General features: G+C 65.0%; 13 protein-coding genes. 6 read left to right on the top strand and 7 right to left on the bottom strand.

Going from position 1 to position 21,351, the window contains the following annotated elements; genetic code table 11:
* Nucleotides 1-86: 86 nt before the first annotated feature.
* The gene (locus tag ACX12F_RS27620) at nucleotides 87-1,325 is read right to left on the bottom strand and encodes an HNH endonuclease (RefSeq protein WP_459367411.1); all 1,239 of its coding nucleotides are present in this window, start codon (nucleotides 1,323-1,325) and stop codon (nucleotides 87-89) included.
* A 448-nt stretch (nucleotides 1,326-1,773) separates the two neighbouring features.
* Here ACX12F_RS27620 and ACX12F_RS27615 point away from each other — a divergent pair, with 448 nt between their 5' ends.
* From ACX12F_RS27615 to ACX12F_RS27595, 5 genes are all read left to right on the top strand, one after another.
* The gene (locus ACX12F_RS27615; protein WP_459370534.1) at nucleotides 1,774-5,436 is read left to right on the top strand and encodes a nitrate reductase subunit alpha; all 3,663 of its coding nucleotides are present in this window, start codon (nucleotides 1,774-1,776) and stop codon (nucleotides 5,434-5,436) included.
* Nucleotides 5,437-5,469: 33 nt separating this feature from the next.
* Entirely contained in the window at nucleotides 5,470-7,074 is a 1,605-nt protein-coding gene (gene narH, locus ACX12F_RS27610; protein WP_459367410.1) for a nitrate reductase subunit beta, read from the top strand.
* Nucleotides 7,071-7,757 (top strand): nitrate reductase molybdenum cofactor assembly chaperone, encoded by a 687-nt coding sequence (narJ, locus tag ACX12F_RS27605; protein ID WP_459367409.1) that lies wholly within the window; start codon nucleotides 7,071-7,073, stop codon nucleotides 7,755-7,757. The genes narH and narJ overlap by 4 nt, the downstream gene beginning before the upstream one ends.
* Nucleotides 7,758-7,817: 60 nt before the next feature.
* Nucleotides 7,818-8,561 carry a respiratory nitrate reductase subunit gamma gene (narI, locus tag ACX12F_RS27600; protein ID WP_459367408.1) on the top strand — a complete coding sequence of 248 codons (744 nt, stop codon included), beginning with the start codon at nucleotides 7,818-7,820 and terminating at the stop codon, nucleotides 8,559-8,561.
* Between the two features lie 192 nt (nucleotides 8,562-8,753).
* Nucleotides 8,754-10,151, top strand: coding sequence for a nitrate/nitrite transporter (locus tag ACX12F_RS27595; RefSeq protein WP_459367407.1), 1,398 nt, complete (start codon nucleotides 8,754-8,756; stop codon nucleotides 10,149-10,151).
* On the opposite strand, the gene ACX12F_RS27590 is transcribed toward ACX12F_RS27595, so the two are convergent.
* The 5 genes from ACX12F_RS27590 to ACX12F_RS27570 all read right to left on the bottom strand — a co-directional run bounded on the left by ACX12F_RS27590 (nucleotide 10,148) and on the right by ACX12F_RS27570 (nucleotide 16,550).
* Entirely contained in the window at nucleotides 10,148-10,381 is a 234-nt protein-coding gene (locus tag ACX12F_RS27590; protein ID WP_459367406.1) for a hypothetical protein, read from the bottom strand. The genes ACX12F_RS27595 and ACX12F_RS27590 overlap by 4 nt on opposite strands.
* 57 nt (nucleotides 10,382-10,438) lie before the next feature.
* Complete coding sequence (locus tag ACX12F_RS27585) at nucleotides 10,439-10,795, bottom strand: WhiB family transcriptional regulator (RefSeq protein WP_459370533.1); 357 nt, start codon at nucleotides 10,793-10,795, stop codon at nucleotides 10,439-10,441.
* A gap of 53 nt (nucleotides 10,796-10,848) precedes the next feature.
* Entirely contained in the window at nucleotides 10,849-12,087 is a 1,239-nt protein-coding gene (gene glgC, locus ACX12F_RS27580) for a glucose-1-phosphate adenylyltransferase (protein ID WP_459367405.1), read from the bottom strand.
* Nucleotides 12,088-12,224: 137 nt separating this feature from the next.
* The gene (locus ACX12F_RS27575; protein ID WP_459367404.1) at nucleotides 12,225-13,025 is read right to left on the bottom strand and encodes a DeoR/GlpR family DNA-binding transcription regulator; all 801 of its coding nucleotides are present in this window, start codon (nucleotides 13,023-13,025) and stop codon (nucleotides 12,225-12,227) included.
* A 330-nt stretch (nucleotides 13,026-13,355) separates the two neighbouring features.
* On the bottom strand, nucleotides 13,356-16,550 hold the full coding sequence (locus tag ACX12F_RS27570; RefSeq protein WP_459367403.1) for an MprF family protein: 3,195 nt from the start codon (nucleotides 16,548-16,550) through the stop codon (nucleotides 13,356-13,358).
* Between the two features lie 231 nt (nucleotides 16,551-16,781).
* On the opposite strand from ACX12F_RS27570, the gene ACX12F_RS27565 reads away from it, so the two are divergent.
* Complete coding sequence (locus ACX12F_RS27565) at nucleotides 16,782-18,047, top strand: alpha/beta hydrolase (protein WP_459370532.1); 1,266 nt, start codon at nucleotides 16,782-16,784, stop codon at nucleotides 18,045-18,047.
* A 122-nt stretch (nucleotides 18,048-18,169) separates the two neighbouring features.
* On the opposite strand, the gene ACX12F_RS27560 is transcribed toward ACX12F_RS27565, so the two are convergent.
* Nucleotides 18,170-21,349, bottom strand: a complete 3,180-nt coding sequence (locus tag ACX12F_RS27560) for an arabinosyltransferase domain-containing protein (RefSeq protein ID WP_459367402.1) — start codon at nucleotides 21,347-21,349, stop codon at nucleotides 18,170-18,172.
* Between the last annotated feature and the right edge of the window lie 2 nt (nucleotides 21,350-21,351).

Raw genomic sequence — 21,351 nt, 5'->3', positions numbered from 1 at the left:
TTCCACCCGCCGCGCGAACATGCGGGCCAGTTAACACTATTGAGTTATCAAGGTGCACAGCACGTTTGATGGTGTATCTGCGGTGGTCAGGCGGCCACGTCGAGGCGCATGGTACGGCGGTTGTAGGCGGGTAGCGGTCTTCGCTGCGGGTCGACGGTCGCTGGTGGGATGAGCCAGGGGTGTCTGTCCAGTCCTATGACGACGTCCCAGCCGTAGTGGTGAATGTCGGCGTGGCAGGCCGGACAGAGCAGGCATCCGTTGTCGAGGCACGTTTCGCCGTCGGGGATCCAGTGCCGGATGTGGTGGCAGTGGGTGCGCCCTGCCGGCGCGCCGCATTTGATGCATCCCTGGTCACGTAGATAGAGGGCTTTGCGCAGATGTGTTGGGAACAGGCGTTTCTCGCGTCCCATGTCCAGCGGCACCCGTTCTCCGTCCACGATCACGGTCGTGACCGCGGAGTCGCATGAAACCCGGTCCAGCATGGCGCGGCTGATCGGCCCGAGATACTCCAACTGCGCCAAATCCGGGGTGTCGGCGGGCACCGTCACCAACAACTGGGTGCGCGGCGCACTCGCGATGTCACCGCCGCGGGCCGCGATATCCAACACCGCATCGAGCGCATCAGCGCGGCGCCGCGCAGCAGAGCGGGCATCCGGGCTGCCATCGGGTTCGGGCCGCGGCGCCGACAACTCCTCCATCGCGGCCACCAGCTTGGCGCCGATTTCGGCGTCCAAGTCCGCGCGGACCTGCAGACGGCCGTCGCTGGTGACCCGGTGATTGACGGTGTTGACCGAGCGGTCCTCAGCGGCCGGCAATCCACCCTCAGCGGCCGCGACCCGGTTACCCAGTCGCCGCGCGCGGTTGCCGATCTCGGCAGGCGTGGCTCCGGAGAAGAACTGCCCGAGCAGGTCCGTCACCTGCCGAAACCGGGCTTCCTCGTCCACATCACCGGGCGAACGGGCTCGAATATGGTTGATGCCCTTGATGATCGCGTCGACATGCTCCCCCGAGACCGTCCCATCCGCAGCATGCGCAGCGAGAGTTGGCAACGTCGGCAAGGCGCCACCGACCCGGACCAGCCGCTCCGCCAACGACGGCGCACACCCCAATGACATCAGCAGTTCCCTCAACGTCCGCCCCTGTCCCGCGGCCACGCCCAACCGGTCCAGCACCCCGCTCATCGTCGCGGTTAGATGATCGACCACGCCCCGGAGCATCAGCAGCACCCGCATCGATTCGAGTGCGTCGCCCCCAGTCATGTCGTCGCGGACAACCAGGTCGCGAAGGCGGTCGAGGAGGGGGTTGAGATCCGGTGTGATTCCCATAACAAACTATATCGAACACCTGTTCGAACGACAAGAGTGAATCTGCCGCTCGTTGTGAAGTATCAGGACATCGGTGACGGTGCCGGTGTTCTGTCTTTGGAGGAGATCTGCCGTTCCGGGCACCGGCCGTGGTTTGTTACCGCGTTGATAAGAATTCCGGATCGGAACCCGTCGGCAATGTGACGGGCGACGCACACCCGACGCTGCGCATTTGCCCTGATCAACGGATCGCCGCAGGTAGGAACCGTGGTGCTGAAATCACATTTATTTCATGACATGACGAGCCTGTTAACGCGGTCGCACAGGCCCGGAAATGGCCCCGTGCGTTCTTTTGACCGCCGTCCGACCGGCCCTAGCCTCATGTTTCATCGGCTCGAAAGGAGGGCTTGTGGTCGAGTTGGCAGGAAGCCAGACGGGAGCCAAATCAGCCAAATCATCGCCTCCGGCGATGTCCGGCGACGCGCTGCTGCGATTGTCCAAGTACTTCCACCGCGGTGAGATCTCCGATGACCAGCGCACCATCCACAAGGTCGGTGGCCGGTCGGCAGACGACTTCTATCGCGACCGCTGGGCGCACGACAAGGTCGTGCGCTCCACCCACGGCGTCAACTGCACCGGCTCGTGCTCGTGGAAGATCTACGTCAAAGACGGCGTGATCACCTGGGAGTCACAACAAACCGACTACCCGTCGATCGGCGCCGACAAGCCCGAATACGAGCCGCGCGGCTGTCCCCGCGGCGCGTCGTTCTCCTGGTACACGTATTCGCCTGCCCGCGTGCGCTATCCGTACATCCGCGGCCTGCTGCTCGACTACTACCGCGAAGCCAAGGAGCGGCTGCAGGAACCGGTGCTGGCCTGGGCCGACGTCGTCGAGGACCCCGAGAAGGCCAAGGCCTACAAGTCGGCCCGCGGCCGCGGCGGCTTCGTCCGCGCCGAATGGTGGGAGGCCGCCGAGATCGCCGCGGCCGCTCACGTCTACACCGTCAAGACCTACGGTCCCGACCGTGTGGCCGGCTTCTCGCCGATCCCCGCCATGTCGATGGTGAGTCATGCCGTTGGCGCCCGGTTCATCTCGCTCATGGGCGGCTCGATGCTGTCGTTCTACGACTGGTACGCCGACCTGCCGGTGGCATCGCCGCAGGTGTTCGGTGACCAGACCGACGTCCCCGAATCCGCCGACTGGTTCGACGCCGGCTACCTCATCATGTGGGGCTCGAACGTTCCCGTGACCCGTACGCCCGACGCGCACTACATGACCGAGGCGCGGTATCGCGGCCAGAAAGTCGTCGTGGTGTCACCGGATTACGCGGACAACACCAAGTTCGCCGACGAGTGGCTGCCGGCCAATCCCGGCACGGACGCCGCGCTGGCCATGTCGATGGGCCACGTCATCCTCAAGGAGTTCTTCGTCGAGAGGAACACCCCGTACTTCACCGGCTACGTCAAGAAGTACACCGATCTGCCGTTCCTGGTCTCGCTGACCGAGCGCGACGGCCGGCTGGTGCCCGGAAAGTTCCTCACCGCAGCGGATCTCGGTGGCGAGTACGCCGACACCGAAGCTGCTGAGTCCAAGCCTGTGTTCCTCGACGCAAACGGCACTCCGGTGGTGCCCAATGGGTCGCTGGGTCATCGCTTCACCGCCTCCGGTGAAGGGCGATGGAACCTGGACCTGCAGGGGGTCGACCCCCTCCTCACGCTGCACGGTGGAGACAACGACGTCACCACCGTTGCACTACCTCGGTTCGACACGGACCAGCCGGGCGTGCTGGAACGCGGTGTACCGACCAGAATCGTTGCAGGACAACGTGTCACAACGGTGTTCGACTTGATGCTCGCGCAGTACGGGGTCGCCCGCGACGGGCTGCCCGGCACGTGGCCCACCGGCTACGACGACGCCGCCGAGCCGTACACACCGGCCTGGCAGGAGGCCATCACCGGCGTGCCGGCGCAGGCCGCGGAGCGCATCGCCCGCGAATTCGCCGACAACGCAGAGCGTTCCAAGGGCCGCTCGATGATCCTCATGGGCGCCGGCACCAACCACTGGTTCCACTCCGACCAGATCTACCGTTCGTTCCTGTCCCTGGTCATCCTCACCGGCTGTCAGGGTGTCAACGGCGGCGGCTGGGCCCACTACGTCGGCCAGGAGAAATGCCGTCCGGTGACGGGCTGGGGCACACTGGCATTCGGCCTGGACTGGCAGCGCGCGCCCCGCCAGATGCAGGGCACCGTGTTCTGGTACCTGGCGACCGACCAGTGGCGCTACGACCGGTTCACCACCGAGCCCATGACCTCGCCGCTGGCCACGGGCACGCTGGCCGGCCGGACCGCGGCCGACAACATCGCCCTCGCGAGCCGACTGGGCTGGATGCCGAGTTACCCGACGTTCAACCGCAATCCGCTGGATCTGGCCGATGAAGCCGACCGCCTCGGCAAGGACGCCGCGCAGCACGTCATGGACGGATTGAACTCCGGGCACCTGCAATTCGCCTGCGAGGACCCCGATGCCCCGGAGAACTTCCCGCGCTGTCTGACGGTGTGGCGGTCCAATCTGCTGGGCTCGTCGGCGAAAGGCAACGAGTACTTCCTCAAGCACCTACTGGGCGCCGACAACAACGTGGCGGCCAGTGACGAGGACGGCGTGCACCCGCAGGAGGTGCGCTGGCGCGACGAGGCACCGGCGGGAAAGCTGGATCTGTTGCTGTCCTTGGACTTCCGCAACACCAGTACGACGCTGTATTCGGACATCGTGCTCCCCGCGGCGACGTGGTACGAGAAGCACGACCTGTCGAGTACCGACATGCACCCGTTCGTGCACGCGTTCTCGCCGGCCATTTCGCCGCCATGGGAGACCAAGACCGACTTCGACGCGTTCCACCGGATTGCCCGCGGCTTCTCATGGCTGGCCGAGAAGCATCTGGGCAAGCGCCGCGACATCGTGGCGATGCCGCTCGCGCACGACAGCTCCGATGCGACCGCCCAGCCGGGCGGGAAGGTGCTGGACTGGAAAGCCGGTGAATGCGAACCGATTCCGGGCAAGACCATGCCGCGCCTGGTGACGGTCGAACGTGACTACCCGGCCCTGGCCGACAAGATGGCCGCACTGGGACCGTTGGTGGAAACCCTGGGCCTGACGGTCAAGGGCGTCACGACCCATCCCGACGAAGAGGTCGAGTACCTGCGTGGCGTGAACGGGGTTTCCGACCGCGGTGTGGCCGCGGGACGGCCGTCGCTCGCCAAGGACACCCATGCGGCGGAGGCGATCCTGGCGCTGTCCGGCACCACCAATGGGCGCCTGGCGGTGGAGGGTTTCGAATTCCTGCAGCGTCGCACGGGCACGGAACTGGTCGACCTGGCTGCCGAGAACGAAGGCAAGCGAATCACCTTCGCCGACACGCAGTCCCGCCCGATGCCGGTCAACACCTCGCCGGAGTGGTCGGGATCCGAGACCGGCGGCCGGCGCTACTCGCCGTTCACCATCAACACCGAACGGCTCAAGCCGTGGCACACCCTCACCGGCCGGCAGCACTTCTATCTCGACCACGACTGGATGGACGAGATGGGCGAGCAGTTGCCGACGTTCCGTCCGCCGCTGGACATGACAGCACTGTTCGACGAACCCGTTGTCGGTAGCACAGGCGGGGACACGACCGGTCGCTCCATCACGGTCCGCTACTTGACGCCGCACTCCAAGTGGTCGATCCACTCGGCCTACCAGGACAACCTGTACATGCTGACGCTTTCCCGTGGTGGACAGGCGATCTGGATGTCCGACGTGGACGCCGCCAAGATCGGGGTCAAGGACAACGACTGGATCGAGTGCACCAACCGCAACGGTGTGGTGAATGCCCGCGCGATCGTCAGTCACCGGATGCCCGAGGGCCTGGTCTTCATGTACCACGCCCAGGACAAGGCGGTCGATGTGCCGCGTACCGAGAAGACCGGCAAGCGCGGCGGTATCCACAACGCCCTGACCCGCATCATGATCAAGCCCACCCACTTGATCGGCGGCTACGCCCAGCAGTCCTTTGCGCTGAACTACCACGGCCCCACCGGAAATCAGCGCGACGAGGTGACGACCATCCGTCGCCGTTCGCAAGAAGTGGAGTACTGACATGACCGGACACGGAGCCTGCGGAGTGGACCGATGAAGGTCATGGCCCAACTTGCGATGGTGATGAACCTCGACAAGTGCATCGGCTGCCACACCTGCAGCGTCACCTGCAAGCAGGCGTGGACCAACCGCAGCGGTGTCGAGTACGTCTGGTTCAACAACGTGGAAACCCGTCCCGGACAGGGATATCCACGTCAGTACCAGGACCAGGAACGCTGGAAGGGTGGGTGGACGCTCAACAAGCGCGGAAAGCTCACGCTGAAATCGGGCTCCCGGCTCAAGCGATTGCTGAACATCTTCGCCAACCCGGACCTGCCGACGGTCAGCGACTATTACGACCCGTGGACCTACGACTACGAGAACCTGCTGTCCTCGCCGCTGATGGACACCACGCCGGTCGCGCGGCCCAAGTCGCTGATCACCGGCCAGGACACCAAGGTCACCTGGGGCGCCAACTGGGACGACGACCTCGGCGGCGGTCCGGAGCAGGTGGGCCGGGATCCGTTGCTGGCCAAGGTCGAAGAGGTCAGCCAGAAGGTCAAGCTCGAATTCGAGCAGACCTTCATGTTCTACCTGCCGCGCATCTGCGAGCACTGCCTGAACCCGGCGTGTGCGGCGTCGTGCCCGTCGGGCGCCATCTACAAGCGCGCCGAGGACGGCATCGTCCTGGTGGATCAGGACAAGTGCCGTGGCTGGCGGCAGTGCGTCACCGGCTGCCCGTACAAGAAGATCTACTTCAACCACAAGACCGGCAAGGCCGAGAAGTGCACCTTCTGCTACCCCCGTGTCGAGGTCGGCATCCCGACCGTCTGCTCCGAGACGTGCGTGGGCCGGCTGCGGTACATCGGCGTCATGCTCTACGACGCCGACAAGGTGCTCGAAGCGGCGTCGGTCACCGATGACAGGGACCTCTACCCGTCGCAGCTCGGCGTGTTCCTCAACCCGCATGACCCCCGGGTGATCGCCGAAGCCGAGCGCGCCGGCATCTCGCCGGAATGGATTGAGGCTGCCCAGAATTCGCCGGTGTACCGGCTGATCGTCGACTACCAGGTGGCGCTGCCGTTGCATCCGGAGTACCGGACCATGCCGATGGTCTGGTACGTACCGCCGCTGTCTCCCGTGGTCGACATCCTCAAGGAGACCGGCCACGACGGCGAGAACAGGAACAATCTGTTCGGCGCCATCGACACCCTGCGCATCCCGATCGAATACCTGGCCGAACTGTTCACGGCGGGGGAGGTCGGGCCCGTTCGGGCGTCGCTGCAGCGGTTGGCGGCCATGCGGGCCTACATGCGGTCGGCCAACCTCGGTGAGGAGTTCGACGAGACCATTCCCGAGTCGGTCCGCCTCACCGGTGAGGAGATCGAGTCGATGTACCGGTTGCTGGCCATCGCCAAATACCAGGACCGGTATGTGATTCCGAGTGGTGCGGGCTCTGATGCGCACCGGCTGGACGCCATCGCGACCGGCTGCAGCCTCGACGGCGACGGAGGTCCGGGTATGACGGCCTTCGACGCCATGGCCGACAAGTTCCACCTCGTCGACACCAACAGCGCTGTGCCGAAGGATGATCCGACACGGGTCAATCTGCTGAACTGGGACGGCCGCAGTCCCGACGGGCTGGTGCCGACCCGATGAAGCTGCTGTCCCTGGGCCGTCGCACAGCGACCGGTCCTCACCTGTCCGAGCACCAGCAGCGCCTGGTGTGGCGCATCACGGCGCTGTTGCTCGACTATCCGACCGCCGAAACATGCGCTCTCACCGACGAGGTGGCGGCGGCCGCGGGTGAGCTGCCCGAGCCGATCCGTACGCAGGTGAGCGACTTCCTGCGGTACTTCTGCGACACCAACGCCACCGAACGCGCCACCCGGTTTGTCGAGACGTTTGACATGCGCCGGCGCGCCAGCCTGCACCTGACGTACTACGCCTACGGCGACACCCGCAAGCGTGGCATGGCGCTGCTGCGGTTCAAGCATGCCTACCGGCAGGCCGACATCACCATCGGTGACGAAGAGTTGCCCGACTACCTGCCGCTGGTGCTCGAGTTCGCCGCAACCGTCGACCAGGCGCGGGGCGAGCGGCTGCTGGCCGAACATGTGCCGGTACTCGAACTGCTGCGACTTTCCCTGCAGGAGAGCAATTCTCCTTACGCGGGATTGATGGCGGCCGTGCTCGCCACATTGCCGCCGATCAACACCGCCGACCGCCGGCGGATCACCGAACTTGCCGCCGACGGTCCGCCCGACGAAGACGTCGGCCTGGACCCGTTCGGCATGGATCCGATGATGATGGATCCGGCCGTAACCGGTGGTCGTCGATGAGCGCCTGCGCGAAGAGGAGAAGATTGCGATGAGCGCCTGCGCGAAGAGGGGAAGACTCCAGTGACCGACCTCTTGTGGATGACGCTGCCGTACATCGCCTTCACTTCGTTCGTTCTGGGCCATGTCTGGCGCTACCGGACCGACCAATTCGGTTGGACCACGAGGTCATCTCAAATCTACGAAAGCAAGCTGCTGCGCTTGGGCAGCCCGCTGTTCCACTTCGGGATTCTCGGAGTACTGGGCGGACACGTTGTGGGCCTACTGATCCCGGAATCGTGGACGTCGGCGATCGGCATCTCCGACCACACCTACCACCTGCTGGCTATCGGTATGGGTGCACCGGCCGGGTTCGCGGTGATCGCCGGGGCCGCCATCCTGCTCTACCGCCGGGTCACCGTGCCCGCGGTGCGAGGTGCCACCACCGTCGGCGACAAGCTCATGTATCTGCTGCTGGTCGGCGCCCTGATCACCGGCATGGTCAACACGCTGGGCAACGTGGCGTCGGCCTACAACTACCGGGAGACGGTATCTCCTTGGCTGCGTGGTCTTTTCACACCGCACCCCACACCGGAGTTGATGGCGACGGCACCCCTGTCCTTTCAGGTGCACGTGCTCATCGTCCTGACGCTGTTCGGCGTCTGGCCGTACACCCGGTTGGTGCACATGTTCAGCGCCCCGATCGGCTACCTGGTGCGGCCCTATGTGGTCTACCGGAGCCGGGACCCGCAGCGTGCCAGCAACAGTCGGTACGCCAAGGCGTGGGTCACGCCGCAGGCGCCACCGCCGCGCAGCCGCTGGGTCTAGGACCTGCTGCTGCGCCGAATGTGAAGTAGATGGCGAGAAATCACTGAATCTTCGCCATTTACTTCACGTTCGGCGATCGGGGCACCTGTAGAGCCGGGCCTCACACAACGGTAAGGCAAGGGGTGAATGAATCGTCACCGCCGGGTCATCGTTCGGAGCCTCGGGGAAACATGAAATTTCTACATTTGCAGCATGTTTCGATCGCGAACCATCACCGACTGGGATCCTGAAGACATCGTCGCGTGGGAAGCCGGCAACAAGAACGTCGCTCGCCGGAACCTGCTGTGGTCGGTGATCGCGGAGCACATCGGACTCTCGGTCTGGACCATGTGGTCGGTCATGGTGTTGTTCATGCCGCAGTCGGTGTACGGCTTCACGGCCGGTGACAAGTTCCTGCTGGCCGCCACCGCGACGCTCGTCGGTGGCTGCCTTCGCATTCCGTACACCATGGCGACCGCTACGTTCGGTGGCCGCAACTGGACCGTCTTCTCCGCGCTCGTCCTCTTCATCCCGACGCTGGGCAGCATGTGGCTGCTGGCGCACCCCGGACTGCCGTTGTGGCCGTACCTGCTGTGCGCGGCGCTCGCCGGCCTGGGCGGCGGCAACTTCGCGTCGTCTATGACCAATATCAACGCGTTCTACCCGCAGCGGCTCAAGGGCTGGGCGCTCGGAATCAACGCCGGTGGTGGCAATCTCGGTGTGCCGGCCATCCAGGTCGTCGGCCTGCTGGTGATCGCCGTGGCGGGCAACCGCGCGCCCTACTGGGTGTGCGCGATCTACCTGGTGTTGCTGGCCGTCGCGGCCGTCGGCGCCGTGATGTTCATGAACAACCTCGCGCAGCACCGAATCGATTCCACGGCAATGCGTTCCATCCTGACCGTGCCGGACACCTGGATCGTCGCTTTCCTGTACATCGGCACCTTCGGCTCGTTCATCGGCTTCTCGTTCGCCTTCAGCCAGATCTTGCAGATCAACTTCGTCGCCGGCGGTCAGAGCGCCGCGCAGGCGGCGCTGCACGCGGCTCAGATCGCGTTCGTCGGACCACTACTCGGCTCCGTGGCACGGGTATACGGTGGCAAGCTCGCCGACCGGGTCGGCGGTGGCCGCGTCACTATGGGCGCCTTCTCCGGCATGATTCTCTTTGGCGCGCTGCTGATCTCGGCGTCGACCTACCATGACCACACCGGCGGCGCCGTCGACGCGGCCACCATGACGTGCTTCATCGTCGGCTTCGTCGCGCTGTTCGTCCTGTCGGGCATCGGCAACGGCTCGGTGTACAAGATGATCCCGTCGATCTTCGAGGCCCGTAGCCGCTCCGTGGTGGGCAGCGAGACCGACCGGCAGAACTGGTCCCGCGGCATGTCCGGCGCCCTCATCGGCTTCGCCGGCGCCATCGGCGCGCTCGGGGGTGTGGGGATCAACCTGGCGCTGCGGCAGTCCTACCTGTCCAGTGGCTCAGCCACTGCGGCGTTCTGGGTCTTCGTCGCCTTCTACGTGGCCGCGCTGACGCTGACGTGGCTGCGCTACATCCGCACTCCACTCGCTGTCGTGGTGCACACCAAGCCGGCCGAAGTGGTCAGTGCGGCTTAGTGTTTCCCGGAGTAGGTCGCTGTCACAGTCGGTGATGCGAAGGCGATCAGCGGAGTAGACGGCGGGGTGGTGCTGGTGATCGTTGCCGGCCCGCCGGATGCTTCCAGAACCGATTGATCGTGGCGGGCGGTGGTGACCGCGAGGGTTCCCATGACTGCCAGGGCGCTGCCGCCGATGATCGCCGCGACCATACGGACTACCGGCGAGGTGTGGTGTGCTGCGTTGGACATGTGTTATCTCCTTGTTTTGGTTGGGGAACTGCTGTGGGTGTGGGGCGTGAGTTGTTGTTATTCGCCGCTCGCGGCAGCCAGATCGGTCCGCCGGGCCTCCCGGCGCTTCGTCGTACTCAGGTTTGCGGCGGTGCGTGGATCTGAAATTCCCAGTGCGGAAAGGCGTTCGGATTCGGACACTCCGCCCCAGATGCCGTACGGCTCGCCGGACAGCAGCGCGAAGGCAGCGCACGGGGCCTTCACCGGGCATTGGTGACAAATCTCTTTGGCCCGTTGTTCACGTTGTCTGCGCGCCCGGCCCCGCTCGTTATCGGGGTGAAAGAAGATGCTGGAATCCATTGCGCGGCAGCGGGCTGACTCCTGCCATTCCCATTCGTCGGCCACCGGCCGGATGGACGGCGCGGGCAGTGGCAACGCTGTTCGCTTTCCGATCATGTCGTACCTCGTGCTTCCTCATCAATTGACGGTCAGGCCGTGACGCGTTGGCCCTTGCCGACGACCGTCACGCCGTTCTCCGATATGGCGAAGCCGCGTGCCCGGTCATGTTCTTTGTCGACTCCTATCTGGGCGCCCGGCGGCACCACGACGTTCTTGTCGACAATGGCGTTGCGTACCAAGGCATGTGCGCCGACCACGGTGTTGTCCAGGATCACCGAGCGGTCCACCGTGGCGTATTCCTCCACTCGGAAACCCGGCGACAGCACGGATTCGCGCACCAACGCGCCGGAGATGATCACGCCATTGGAGATGACGCTGTTGACGGCACGACCGACCCGGTTGCCGACGTCGTGGACGAACTTCGCCGGCGGGTGCGGCGGAATATGCGTGAGGATCGGCCACGCGCTGTTGTACAAGTCGAACGCCGGGACCACGGCGCACAGGTCCATGTGGGCGTCGTAGTAGGAGTCCAAGGTACCGACGTCGCGCCAATAGCTGCGGTTTTGAGGGTGGGAGCCCGGGACCTGGTTGCTCTGGAAGTCATAAACCTGGGCGAGGTGTTGTTCGACCATCATCGGCATGATGTCGCCACCCATGTCGTGCTTGCTGAACTCATCGACGGCGTCTGCTCGCAGCGCATCGACGAGCGCCGCGGTGGAGAACACGTAGTTCCCCATCGAGACGAACGAGTCGTCGGGGGAGTCGGGCAGGCCCGGTGGGTCGGCGGGCTTCTCCAGGAACGCGTCGACCTGCCGACCGTCGGCGGCAGTCTTGATCACGCCGAACGCGCCCGCTTCGTTGCGCGGCACCCGAATTCCGGCGACCGTGGCGCCCGCACCACCGTCGAGGTGTTGCTTGATCATCTGCCGAGGGTCCATTCGGTAGACGTGGTCGGCGCCGAAAACAATGACCAGATCCGGCTTTTCGTCGTGAATGAGGTTCAGTGACTGGTGGATGGCGTTGGCGGAGCCGGTGTACCACTGCGGACCGAGACGCTGTTGGGCGGGCACGGGGGTGACGTAGTTGCCGAGGAGGCTGCTCATCCGCCAGGTCGTGGTGATGTGGCGATCGAGGCTGTGCCTCTTGTACTGCGTGAGGACGGCGATCCGCAGTACTCCGGCGTTCACCAGGTTCGACAGGGCGAAGTCGACCAATCGATACAGTCCGGCGAACGGCACTGCGGGTTTGGCTCGGTCGAGTGTCAGCGGGGACAGTCGCTTGCCCTCGCCCCCAGCCAGGACCAGACCGAGGATCTTCGGATCGGCCATGTGGGGTTCTCCTTTTGGGCAGCGCGACGACGCGACGGGATTACCGGCGGCACGCCGGTGAAGGCGCGTCCGGGGTGGCGATATCGGTGACTGGTGAACTCAGAGATTCGCGAAAGCTGGTGCGGTTTCGGTGGATATCACGCTTGCTCCAGGGTGACGCCGGCGGCGGATAGTTCGGAGAGCTGTGGGCTGTCCACGCCGGTATCGGTGATCAACAGGTCAATGTCTTCCAGCCGGCCGTACTGGGCTCCGCTGACGATTCCGAACTTGCTGTGGTCGGCAAGCAGGATGCGTCGGTGCGCGCACGCGAGCATCCGTCGCTTCACCGCGGCTTCGGACGGGGCGGGCGTGGTGAGGCCACGGTCGGTGCTGATGCCGTTGGCTCCCAGGAAGGCAACGTCGACGTTGATCTCGGCGAGCGCGCGGGCAGCCCAATCATCAACCTCGGCAAAGGTTTTGGATCGAACTCGTCCGCCCAAGGTGTAAACCGTCAGTTGTGGCCGGCTGAGCAGGGTCAGTGCCTGCGTCAACGAGTTCGTGTAAACGGTGAGTTCGCGGTCGCCGGGAAACAGTTCGACCAGCTGCGCGGTGGTGGAACCGGCGTCGATCAGAACCGAGCCGCGTTCCGGAAGATGTGCCAGCGCGGCCTTTGCGATGCGGGCCTTTTCGGCGAGGAACTCGGTCCGGGTCTCGACGGCCGGCTCGTAGGACAGGTAGTCGACCGGCACTGCGCCACCGTGTACCCGCCGCAACAAGCCTTGGCGCTCCAAGAGGATGAGGTCCTTGCGGATGGTCTCGCCCGTCACGCCCAGCTCGGACGCGGTACGGGTGGCGTCGATGCGGCCGTCGCGGCGCAGCATCTCGAGCAACTGCTGTTTGCGCTGGTCGGCATAGAGGGCGCCCGACGCATCGCGCGGAGCGGGTCCTGTGGATGGCACGACACCTCCCTTGGCCTGTGATCTACACCACTTGGATTTGATTGCTAATGATTGCGTTTGATTGGGAATCTGTCAAGGGCGATCTGGCATGTCAGCGGGCGGCCATACCCACAAACGCCGAATGGCCTGGGGGTACCTCCCGCTCGCGGGGGATTACCACGCAGCTTTTCGAGACTGAATGTTGGTCATTTACCAGCTGTGAGCGGGGTTTCTTCGCAGCGCGGCCGCGCGGCAGGTATGTGAATCTTCACGATCGGGTCATCGCCCAGCGCCTTGCCTCAATCGCCGAACATGAACGCGGCGCTCGCCGGCCTGATCTGCCGGCCCGAACTACTTACCGGCCATCGTCAGGCGCGCGAGATCGGTCGTCGAAGCGTCGGGCAAGTAGGCGCGGGTCAATGCCATACCGATTCGCGGGAGATCGGACTCGTCGCGGAAGCACATATAGACGGGCTCGTGGCGAGGCTGGAACTTCTCTTTGAAAGTGTGCAATGACCGGAAGCCGTACAACGGCTCCAACGCGCCACCGAGCACATTGAGCGCCTTGCCGAGCGGCTCCAACGGTTCGTCGCCGCTGCGTGCCAAAGGCGCACCGGACAGCGAGACGAATTGCATCCCTTCGTCTTTGAATGCCATGCAGGCCGACGCGATCAGGTATTCGATGACGGGGCGGAATCCGTCGTGGCGCCGACGCATGACATCCAACGTCCAGCCCTGTACCACTGCGCCTGCGCCGTACACCGGCAGCCACGACGTGACGCCATGGACATTGCCGGTCGAGTCGATGGCCAGGCCCACCCGCACCTCGGGATCCATCGCTTCTTCGACACCACCTAGCGTGAAGCCCATTTCCGGGATTCCCTTGTCGCCGACCCAGGCATCGGAGATCGCCCGTACCTGCGCGACCACATTGAACGGCTGATCGGCCAGCGTCGTCATGATGAAATCGATGCCTTCGCGGTTGGCGCGATTCATCGCCGAACGCACGTCCTGCCAAGCCTTTCCGGTGAACTCGAGGTTCTCCAGATCGATCAGTGTGTCTTCGGCGATCTGTACCGTGCGCAGGCCCTGCGCACGCGCATCATCTGCCACTGCGGCGGATACCGAAAAGAGGCATGGCACAAGTCCGTTGGCTTCGGTGTCGCTGACGAAGTCAGCCACGGTGGCCGCGATTTGGTCGGGTGGGGCCACAGGATCGGTTAGTGCGATGACGACGCCTGCGTGCCGCTGGAAGGCCACATAGCGATCGCCGGCGGTGCCGAAGTGGTAGCTGTTGTCGGCCCATGTCGTCATCCACGACATGGTGCCGGATCCGTACTGCCGCAAGAGTTCACGCGCAGCTTCTGGCGGGGTGTTGCCGGCCAGCGCGCCGGAACGGAGCCGACGGCGTACCGGCACCTGGAACGCTTGTCGTCCCGTTATCAGGAGTGTGACGATTCCCGCCCACAACAGCCCGGTGCCGAAGGTGATGGCGCCGTTTCCGTCGTCGGCACCTTCGACGATGGCCAAGTACAGCGCGATCACCGCCGCGCCGATCGACAGCCAGCCGAAAATGATGGTGACCCACCAGGCCCACCGTCGTCCCTGCCGAAGTTGGTTGGCTACCAGGGCAATCACCACGACGTTGACCACCGTGTCGAGAAGGGTGTTGCGGGCGCCGGCGGTCGGTCCGAGCGGGCCCCGGCCCGGTGCCACGACGATGACGATGTAGACGGCGGCCATCACGAGGAGCCCGACGAAGGCGATGGTGCGTACTTCGCGGCGGGTTCGCGGCCGCCACCCGCGTTCGGCGGTGCTGAAGTACCGTTCGCCGATCACCAGGCACATGACGAGTGCCACCGCATGCGTGATGTCGGCGAATTTGCCTTCGAAGAGCAGCCCGATCACCACGTAGGCGACCAGGATTGCGCGCAGACGCAAACGCCACGGGGAACGCAGCGTCGCGCTGGTGGCTGCCACGGCACCGATCATCGCGGTCGTGCACCCGACGTCCCGCACCTGCGCGAGGTCATGGCCCCATGGCAGCCCGGCGGCATCTAGCCCGGCGGCGATCAACGATGCGCCGACCACACCGGTGATCTGTGCGAGGGCACAGATCAGCGCGATTCGCTTGGTGCCCAACCGGATTTCGCACCAGCCCACAACGACCACGAAGACCGCGGTGATGGTGATGTACTGACCCGGCGTGAGCCCGAAGAACCAACTCGACACCACCGTCCACCAACGGCCTTCGCGGAGGGCCGGCCATCCGATCGCGACGTCGTTGAACCAGGAGAATCGTGTGACGGGTGTCCACAGCGCGCCGGTTGCCAGCCCGATCACCACGATTGTGCTGGTGAGAAGCAGGGTGAACCGCACCCGGCGCACCAGCTGCCGCAGCGTCGGAGTGGCAGCAGGATCCTTGGAGTGCAGGACAACGGGTGCGGCCGGTGCCGGTGCAGCGTGTGGCTGCGGGTCGGCTGGTTCGAGCGCGTCGCCGCCAGCCTCGATGCACGCGCGGATCCGGTATGACAGCACCGCCAACATGAACAGCCCGAACGCGACGATGTAGAGAGCCACCCGCACTTGGTCCGCGAATTCGACGAGCGCGGTGAGCGCTGTCGACACCAGCGCCGCCATTCGCAGCGACCGCAGCCGCGACAATTCGCTGCGGTTGCGGTCGAGCAGTGCAGGTACTGCCAACGCCAAGGTGATCAGTGCGCTGGCGAAGAGGATTCCGTCGCCGATACCCATCGGGCCGACAAACAATGTCCGGTCGCTGTGGCCCGGCAGGAACCCCCACGCCGACAATTGGATGATCCCTTTGCCCGCCAGATACAGGGCGATGGCAACCATCACCCCGCCCAATACCGGCACCCATCGAGGGCTGCGCACAAACCCGGGAACCATTTGAACCAGCTGGGTACCCAGGGCACGCAGATGCTCTGGGCGGTCTTGGGATTGAGCCAGCAATGTCCTGATCGCGGCCACCGATTCGTCATTGGCACCGAGTTCTTCGGCCCGGGTCAATGCGCGTTCGGCGGTCGCCCGGTAGTGCGCCCCCAAACCCAAGGCGACGCCGTCGGCGGCGATCGCGGCGGCGTTGGCAAGGCATTCTTCCCGGCTGGGCTGCCGAAAATCGCGGATTGCCCGGTTGATCACCAGCAAGACCAAGATCGCCGTGTACATGATGGCGGCTGCGGGCTGGAAGAAGTAGTCGTTCGACTTGGTGACGAATTTGCCGATTTCATCGAGGAACAGGCCGAAACCGATACCGCCGATGACGACTGAGATGACTCGGACTCGGTGGCCCAGGAACATCCAACCCAACATCAGACCGACCATCATCCCGGCGGCCCCCCAGACCGCATGTGCGATGTGCACAGTGGCCGTGCCCAATTGGGGGTAGCCGGTCGCGGCCAGGTACGCCCGGGTGACGAGGATCGTGCAGATCGCCACGATCAACGCGGCTTCTGCCGACGCTGCGCCGTTCACATCGCGCAGCGGTCGTCTCGGCCGTCGTTCCACGGCTGTTGATGTCCCCATTGCGAGCCCTCCCCGACGTCTGCGTCAATTTCGCAGTATATGGCGCAAAGTGGTCGCCCATGCGAGATATTTGGGATCGCGCTTCCCGCGTATTTGGCGCCGCTGAATGAAGAGCGGTAGTGCACGAATTTCGAATGGTGTTGGGAAACTCGATGATTCAAATATTGTGCAGCGTAGGATGCCGACGTGGTCAAGGTGCTTGACGCCTCTATCATCGATGGCTGGCTCTTGATGGTCATCAACATCCTCGGTGTGCTGGGTTTCGTGTGGCTGTTGGGCAAACCATCGCGACGCTTTTTTGTTGCCATTGCCGCGATTGCGCTGCCGGTGGCAATAGCGGTGACCTTTGCGGCACGGTGGTACGTCGAAAAGCAATGGCGTCCGGTTCCAGAGCCGATTCCGGACGTCGTGTATGTCTGGTCGGGCGTATGCGTCGTCGGGCTGGCAATTCTGGTAACTCGGTTGATGTTTGCCGAGGCGATCTGGCGTCGGGTGGTGACGGTTTGCGCCGCCGGTCTGGTGGTGCTGCTCGGCGTCGCCCATGTGAACAGTCATTTCGGCCAATACCCAACCCTGCGAGCGGCCTTGGGGCTGGACCACATCAATACGGCGAATGCGTCCGAGTTGAGCAAGGCGAAAACGGTGGTGCCGTTGTCGCAGTGGCGAAAGCCGTCGGGGCTGCCCGCTCATGGAACCATCGCGACCGTGACGATCCCGGCTTCGGCGTCGCAGTTCGCCGCCCGGGCGGCCAGAGTGTATTTGCCGCCGGCCTATTCCAGTAGTCCTCGACCGCGGTTGCCTGTTCTGCTGTTGCTCGCCGGTCAGCCCGGTGCTCCGTCGGATTGGCTCGTGGGTGCGCGACTTGCCGACACGATGGACGACTACGCCGCAGCGCACGACGGTGTCGCGCCCCTCGTCATCGTCGCCGACGGCACCGGAACCGCCATGGGTAATCCGCTCTGCATGAACTCGGACCTGGGCAATGCCGCAACCTACCTGACCACTGACGTGACCGATTGGGCCACAGGCACTCTCGATGTCGACGTCGATCGCGCCAAATGGGCTGTCGGCGGCTTGTCGTACGGCGGCACGTGCGCCCTGCAACTCGTCACCAACTACCCCGATCAGTACCCGACCTTCCTCGACATGTCCGGTCAGTTGGAACCGACGCTGGGTGACCGCCAGCGAACGATCGCCGCTGCTTTCGGTGGTGACAACGCGAAGTTTGTTGCGGTCAATCCCGCCGATCTGATGCGGACGCGGCGCTACCCAACCGTCGCCGGCGTATTCGTCGTCGGTGCCGACGATCGCGAATATCGGCCAGGCTTGGAGAAGCTCTACCAACTGGCCAAAGACGCCGGCATGGATGTGCGCTTCGAAACCGTGCCCGGCGGCCACAGCTTCCCCGTCTGGGCGGCCGGTCTGAAGAAGGAACTTCCCTGGCTCGCAGGAAGGTTGGGGCTTGCCGATGGAACCACGGGCGACCAGAAGAACTAGTGGGACGACCGGTGATGAGCTTCCCAGACGCCGAATGGGCAACTATGACACGACGTTTCGCGAAACGCGTGTCATAGTTGCCCGCAAGCCGGAGGTACCCCCAGGCCATTCGGCGGGTACGGCTAGGGCTTGATTCGCATCTTCCCCGGCGACCAGAGTCCGCTGTGGACGGCGGTGCCCAGGTCCAGTTCAGCTGTCGTCGCGTCGACGACGGTCGTGAACTGGCGCAGCGAGCCCCAGTCCCGGCCCCAGTCGTCGGACAGGTACGTCGACATCACGTGAGCCTTCAGCAGCACATCGGTGATACCGAGCAGGCCGCCGTTGATGCCGTCCTGCCAGGTGTCGGTGTCCTGCTTCTTGGCGGTGTAATCCGGTGTGATGCGGAACTTCGGCACTTCGGTCACGCCGTTGCGCACCAGCATCGGCTGCTGGCACGGGAACGCCAGGCCGACAGCCCAGTCCATCAGCACCGGCTGCTTCTTGCCGATGAATTCCTGGATGGTCTTCACCTCGGGCACGCGTGGTGGGGTGACGGCGATCCAGTCGCCCTCGTTGAGCGAAAGGTTCACCGCGACAACTCGAACGTAGGTGGCATCGGCCGGAATCTGACGACGGTCGAAGCGCAGGTTGCGCCACGACGGTGTCGGGCCGATGTCGTAGGGCACCAGCCGTCCGCCCGCGACGGGGTGGCCGTCGGGGCCGGTGCGGCCGTACTCCAGCTCGACGGTCTGGCCCTCGGTGCGGCCCTTGAGTGAGCTGTTGCCGGTGATGGTGCCGGCTGCGGTGACGACCACGAGCGGGTGCGCGGCATCGGCGGCGGGCAGGCCGTACCAGGCCGAAGTCAGCTTGGCCTGCGAGTGCGGGCCGCTGGTGTATGTCCCGGCGACCGGCACCCGTGCGGGGTCCAGGCCGTAGGGCAGCGGCACCGTGGAGCCGTTGATCCCCGGCGTCTTGAGCTTCACCGCGGCGTCCCAGTCCGAGTCGGTGCCCGGCATCGGGAAGTCCAGTCGAATTGCTTCGGCGACAATGTGATCCGGCACGCCGTTGGGGGTGAAGCCGACGGGCTCGATACCACCGAGAGCGCCCAGCGGGCCGTAGTCACCGGCCTGCGGGGTCAGGAACCCGGCATTAGAATCAGGCTCCACGAGTACGTTGTCGGCCAGCCCGCAGCCGCCCTTCAGTGCCCGCAGGTTGCTCGCCAGGTTCGAGTACGTCGGGTATTCGCGCGCCGCACCGATGGCCATCGAGGCCACGCAGACCACGACCATGAAGGCAGCGGCCAACGGAATGGGTGCCGCGGTGACCAGGCGGGTGAGCCGGCTTTCGGGGCGGTCGCTGTTGAAGTGCAGCCAGAACGCCCACAGTGCCGTGATCACGAACAGCGTCAAAAAGATTGTGCTGAGCTTGATTCCGCCGACGGCCACCATGTCGTTGTTGAACGGCACGCCGTAACTCGACACGTACCACCAGCCATTGGTGGTGGCCGAGACCAGCGCCAGCAGGAACAGCACCGCGGAGGTGACGGCCATGCGGTTGCGCGCCGATTTCAGGACGGACCGCGACACCAGCACCGTGGCCACCGCGGCCATGGCCGCGCCCACGGCCGCGAACAGGCCGAAGTGGTGCACCCACTTGGTCGGGGTGAACATCAGGCAGAACATGGTGGCGAAGATGATGCCCATCAGTCGCCAGACCGGACCGCGCGCGATGCCGGGGACCCGCTTGCGCCGCAGGATCATGAACATCGAGGTGAAGAGGCTCAGCGCGGTCAGCAGGAAGCCGAAGCGCCGGGTCATCGAACCGTCGACCGTCGGCAGGAACAGGTAGTAGTACCGCAGATTCTCGGTGTACCAGGCCTGGCTCGGGCCGATGGCGGTGCGAATCCTGGTGGCCTCCAACACTCCTGCCGCGGTCTGGTTGACGAACACCACCGTCAGCACCACGAAGCCGGCGGCCAGCAGCGGCAGCACCAGCGGCCAGGTGCCGACCTCACGCCGCCGCTTCACCAGGATGCGCAGGATCGGCCGGCCGCCGGCCAGCAGCGCCGCCACGGCGATCAGGCCGGTCGGCTGGATGCCCAGCGTGAACGCGGCGCTGATGATGGCGAGCGCGGCCGGGGTCAGCCGGCTGGTGCCGATGGCGCGCTCGATCAGCACGTAGGTGATCAGGGCGCCGGTCGCGATCTGCCCTTCGGGGCGCAGGCCGTTGTCGAACGGCATCCACGCGGCCATCAGGACCAGGCCCGCGGCCCACATGGCGGCGCGGCTGCCCGCGACTGCGGGGCCGAGTCGGGGGAGCACTTCGCGCGACAGCAGGAGCCAGCAGATCAGTGCACACACCAGGTCCGGCAGTCGAATCCAGATGCTGGCATCGCTGACGTGGGTCATCAGGGCCAGCACGTTGTAGTACCAACCGAACGGATCCTCTGGGCTGCCGAACCAGCGGAAGTAGTTGATCATGTACTGCGCGTGCGGCGCGACGCGCGCCATCTGCAGGATGTAGCCGTCGTCAGATGAGCCGGCGCCCAACACGTGCCAGAGCAGGAACCCGCCGATCACGACGCCGTCGACGATGTTGAAGGTCCGCCAGCGGCTCGGGATCAGCCGCTGCATGCGGCGGCCGTCCAGGCGGTCCAATCGCCAAAGGGCCAGCAGCGCAACGATGGTGGCTGCGATGCCGCCGAACATCGCGGTGTACTTGATGATGGTCGGCCGGTTGATGAACCGGGTGTCGATGGTTGCCGACACCGAAAGACCTTGCGGTGCTGCGCCCTTCAGGTCGGTGAAGATGCCGACGACGGACGGCCGCAGGTTGGGGTCGGCGAAACCGGTCCGCAGCTCCTTGCCGTCGGTTCCGGTCAGGCCGACGAACGTCGCGAAAGTCCCGCTCTTGTCCGAGATGATCTCGATGCGCGAACAACCGGGACTGCCAATGGCTTTCAGACGCGGCACGCTGGCGATCACCACGTTGCGGTCGGTGACGTCGACGCGGCTGCTGGATACGTTGACCAGCAACCCGTTGAGCGCGGCCTGCTTGCCGTCCTTGGGCACCGTGCCGAACACCAGACCGCCCGACGGCGGCAGCGTCCGAAGCACGTCGCACGGGATCGTCGCCGTCATCGACACGGGTGTCTGCGAGATCAGCGGCGCGGTCACGTTGCCGAACTGGCCCTGCTGTGGCCAATTGAGCTGCGCTGTCGACTGCACCACCGGCAGCAGCGGCGTCAGCGCCGACAGCACGAAGCCGATCAGGCCCGCGACGATCGCCACCCACCGGGTGACCTTGACTTGCTGTGCGTTCATTC

Source organism: Mycolicibacterium sp. HS_4_1, from assembly GCF_054515875.1.
This window is presented reverse-complemented; position numbering and strand designations above follow the sequence as displayed.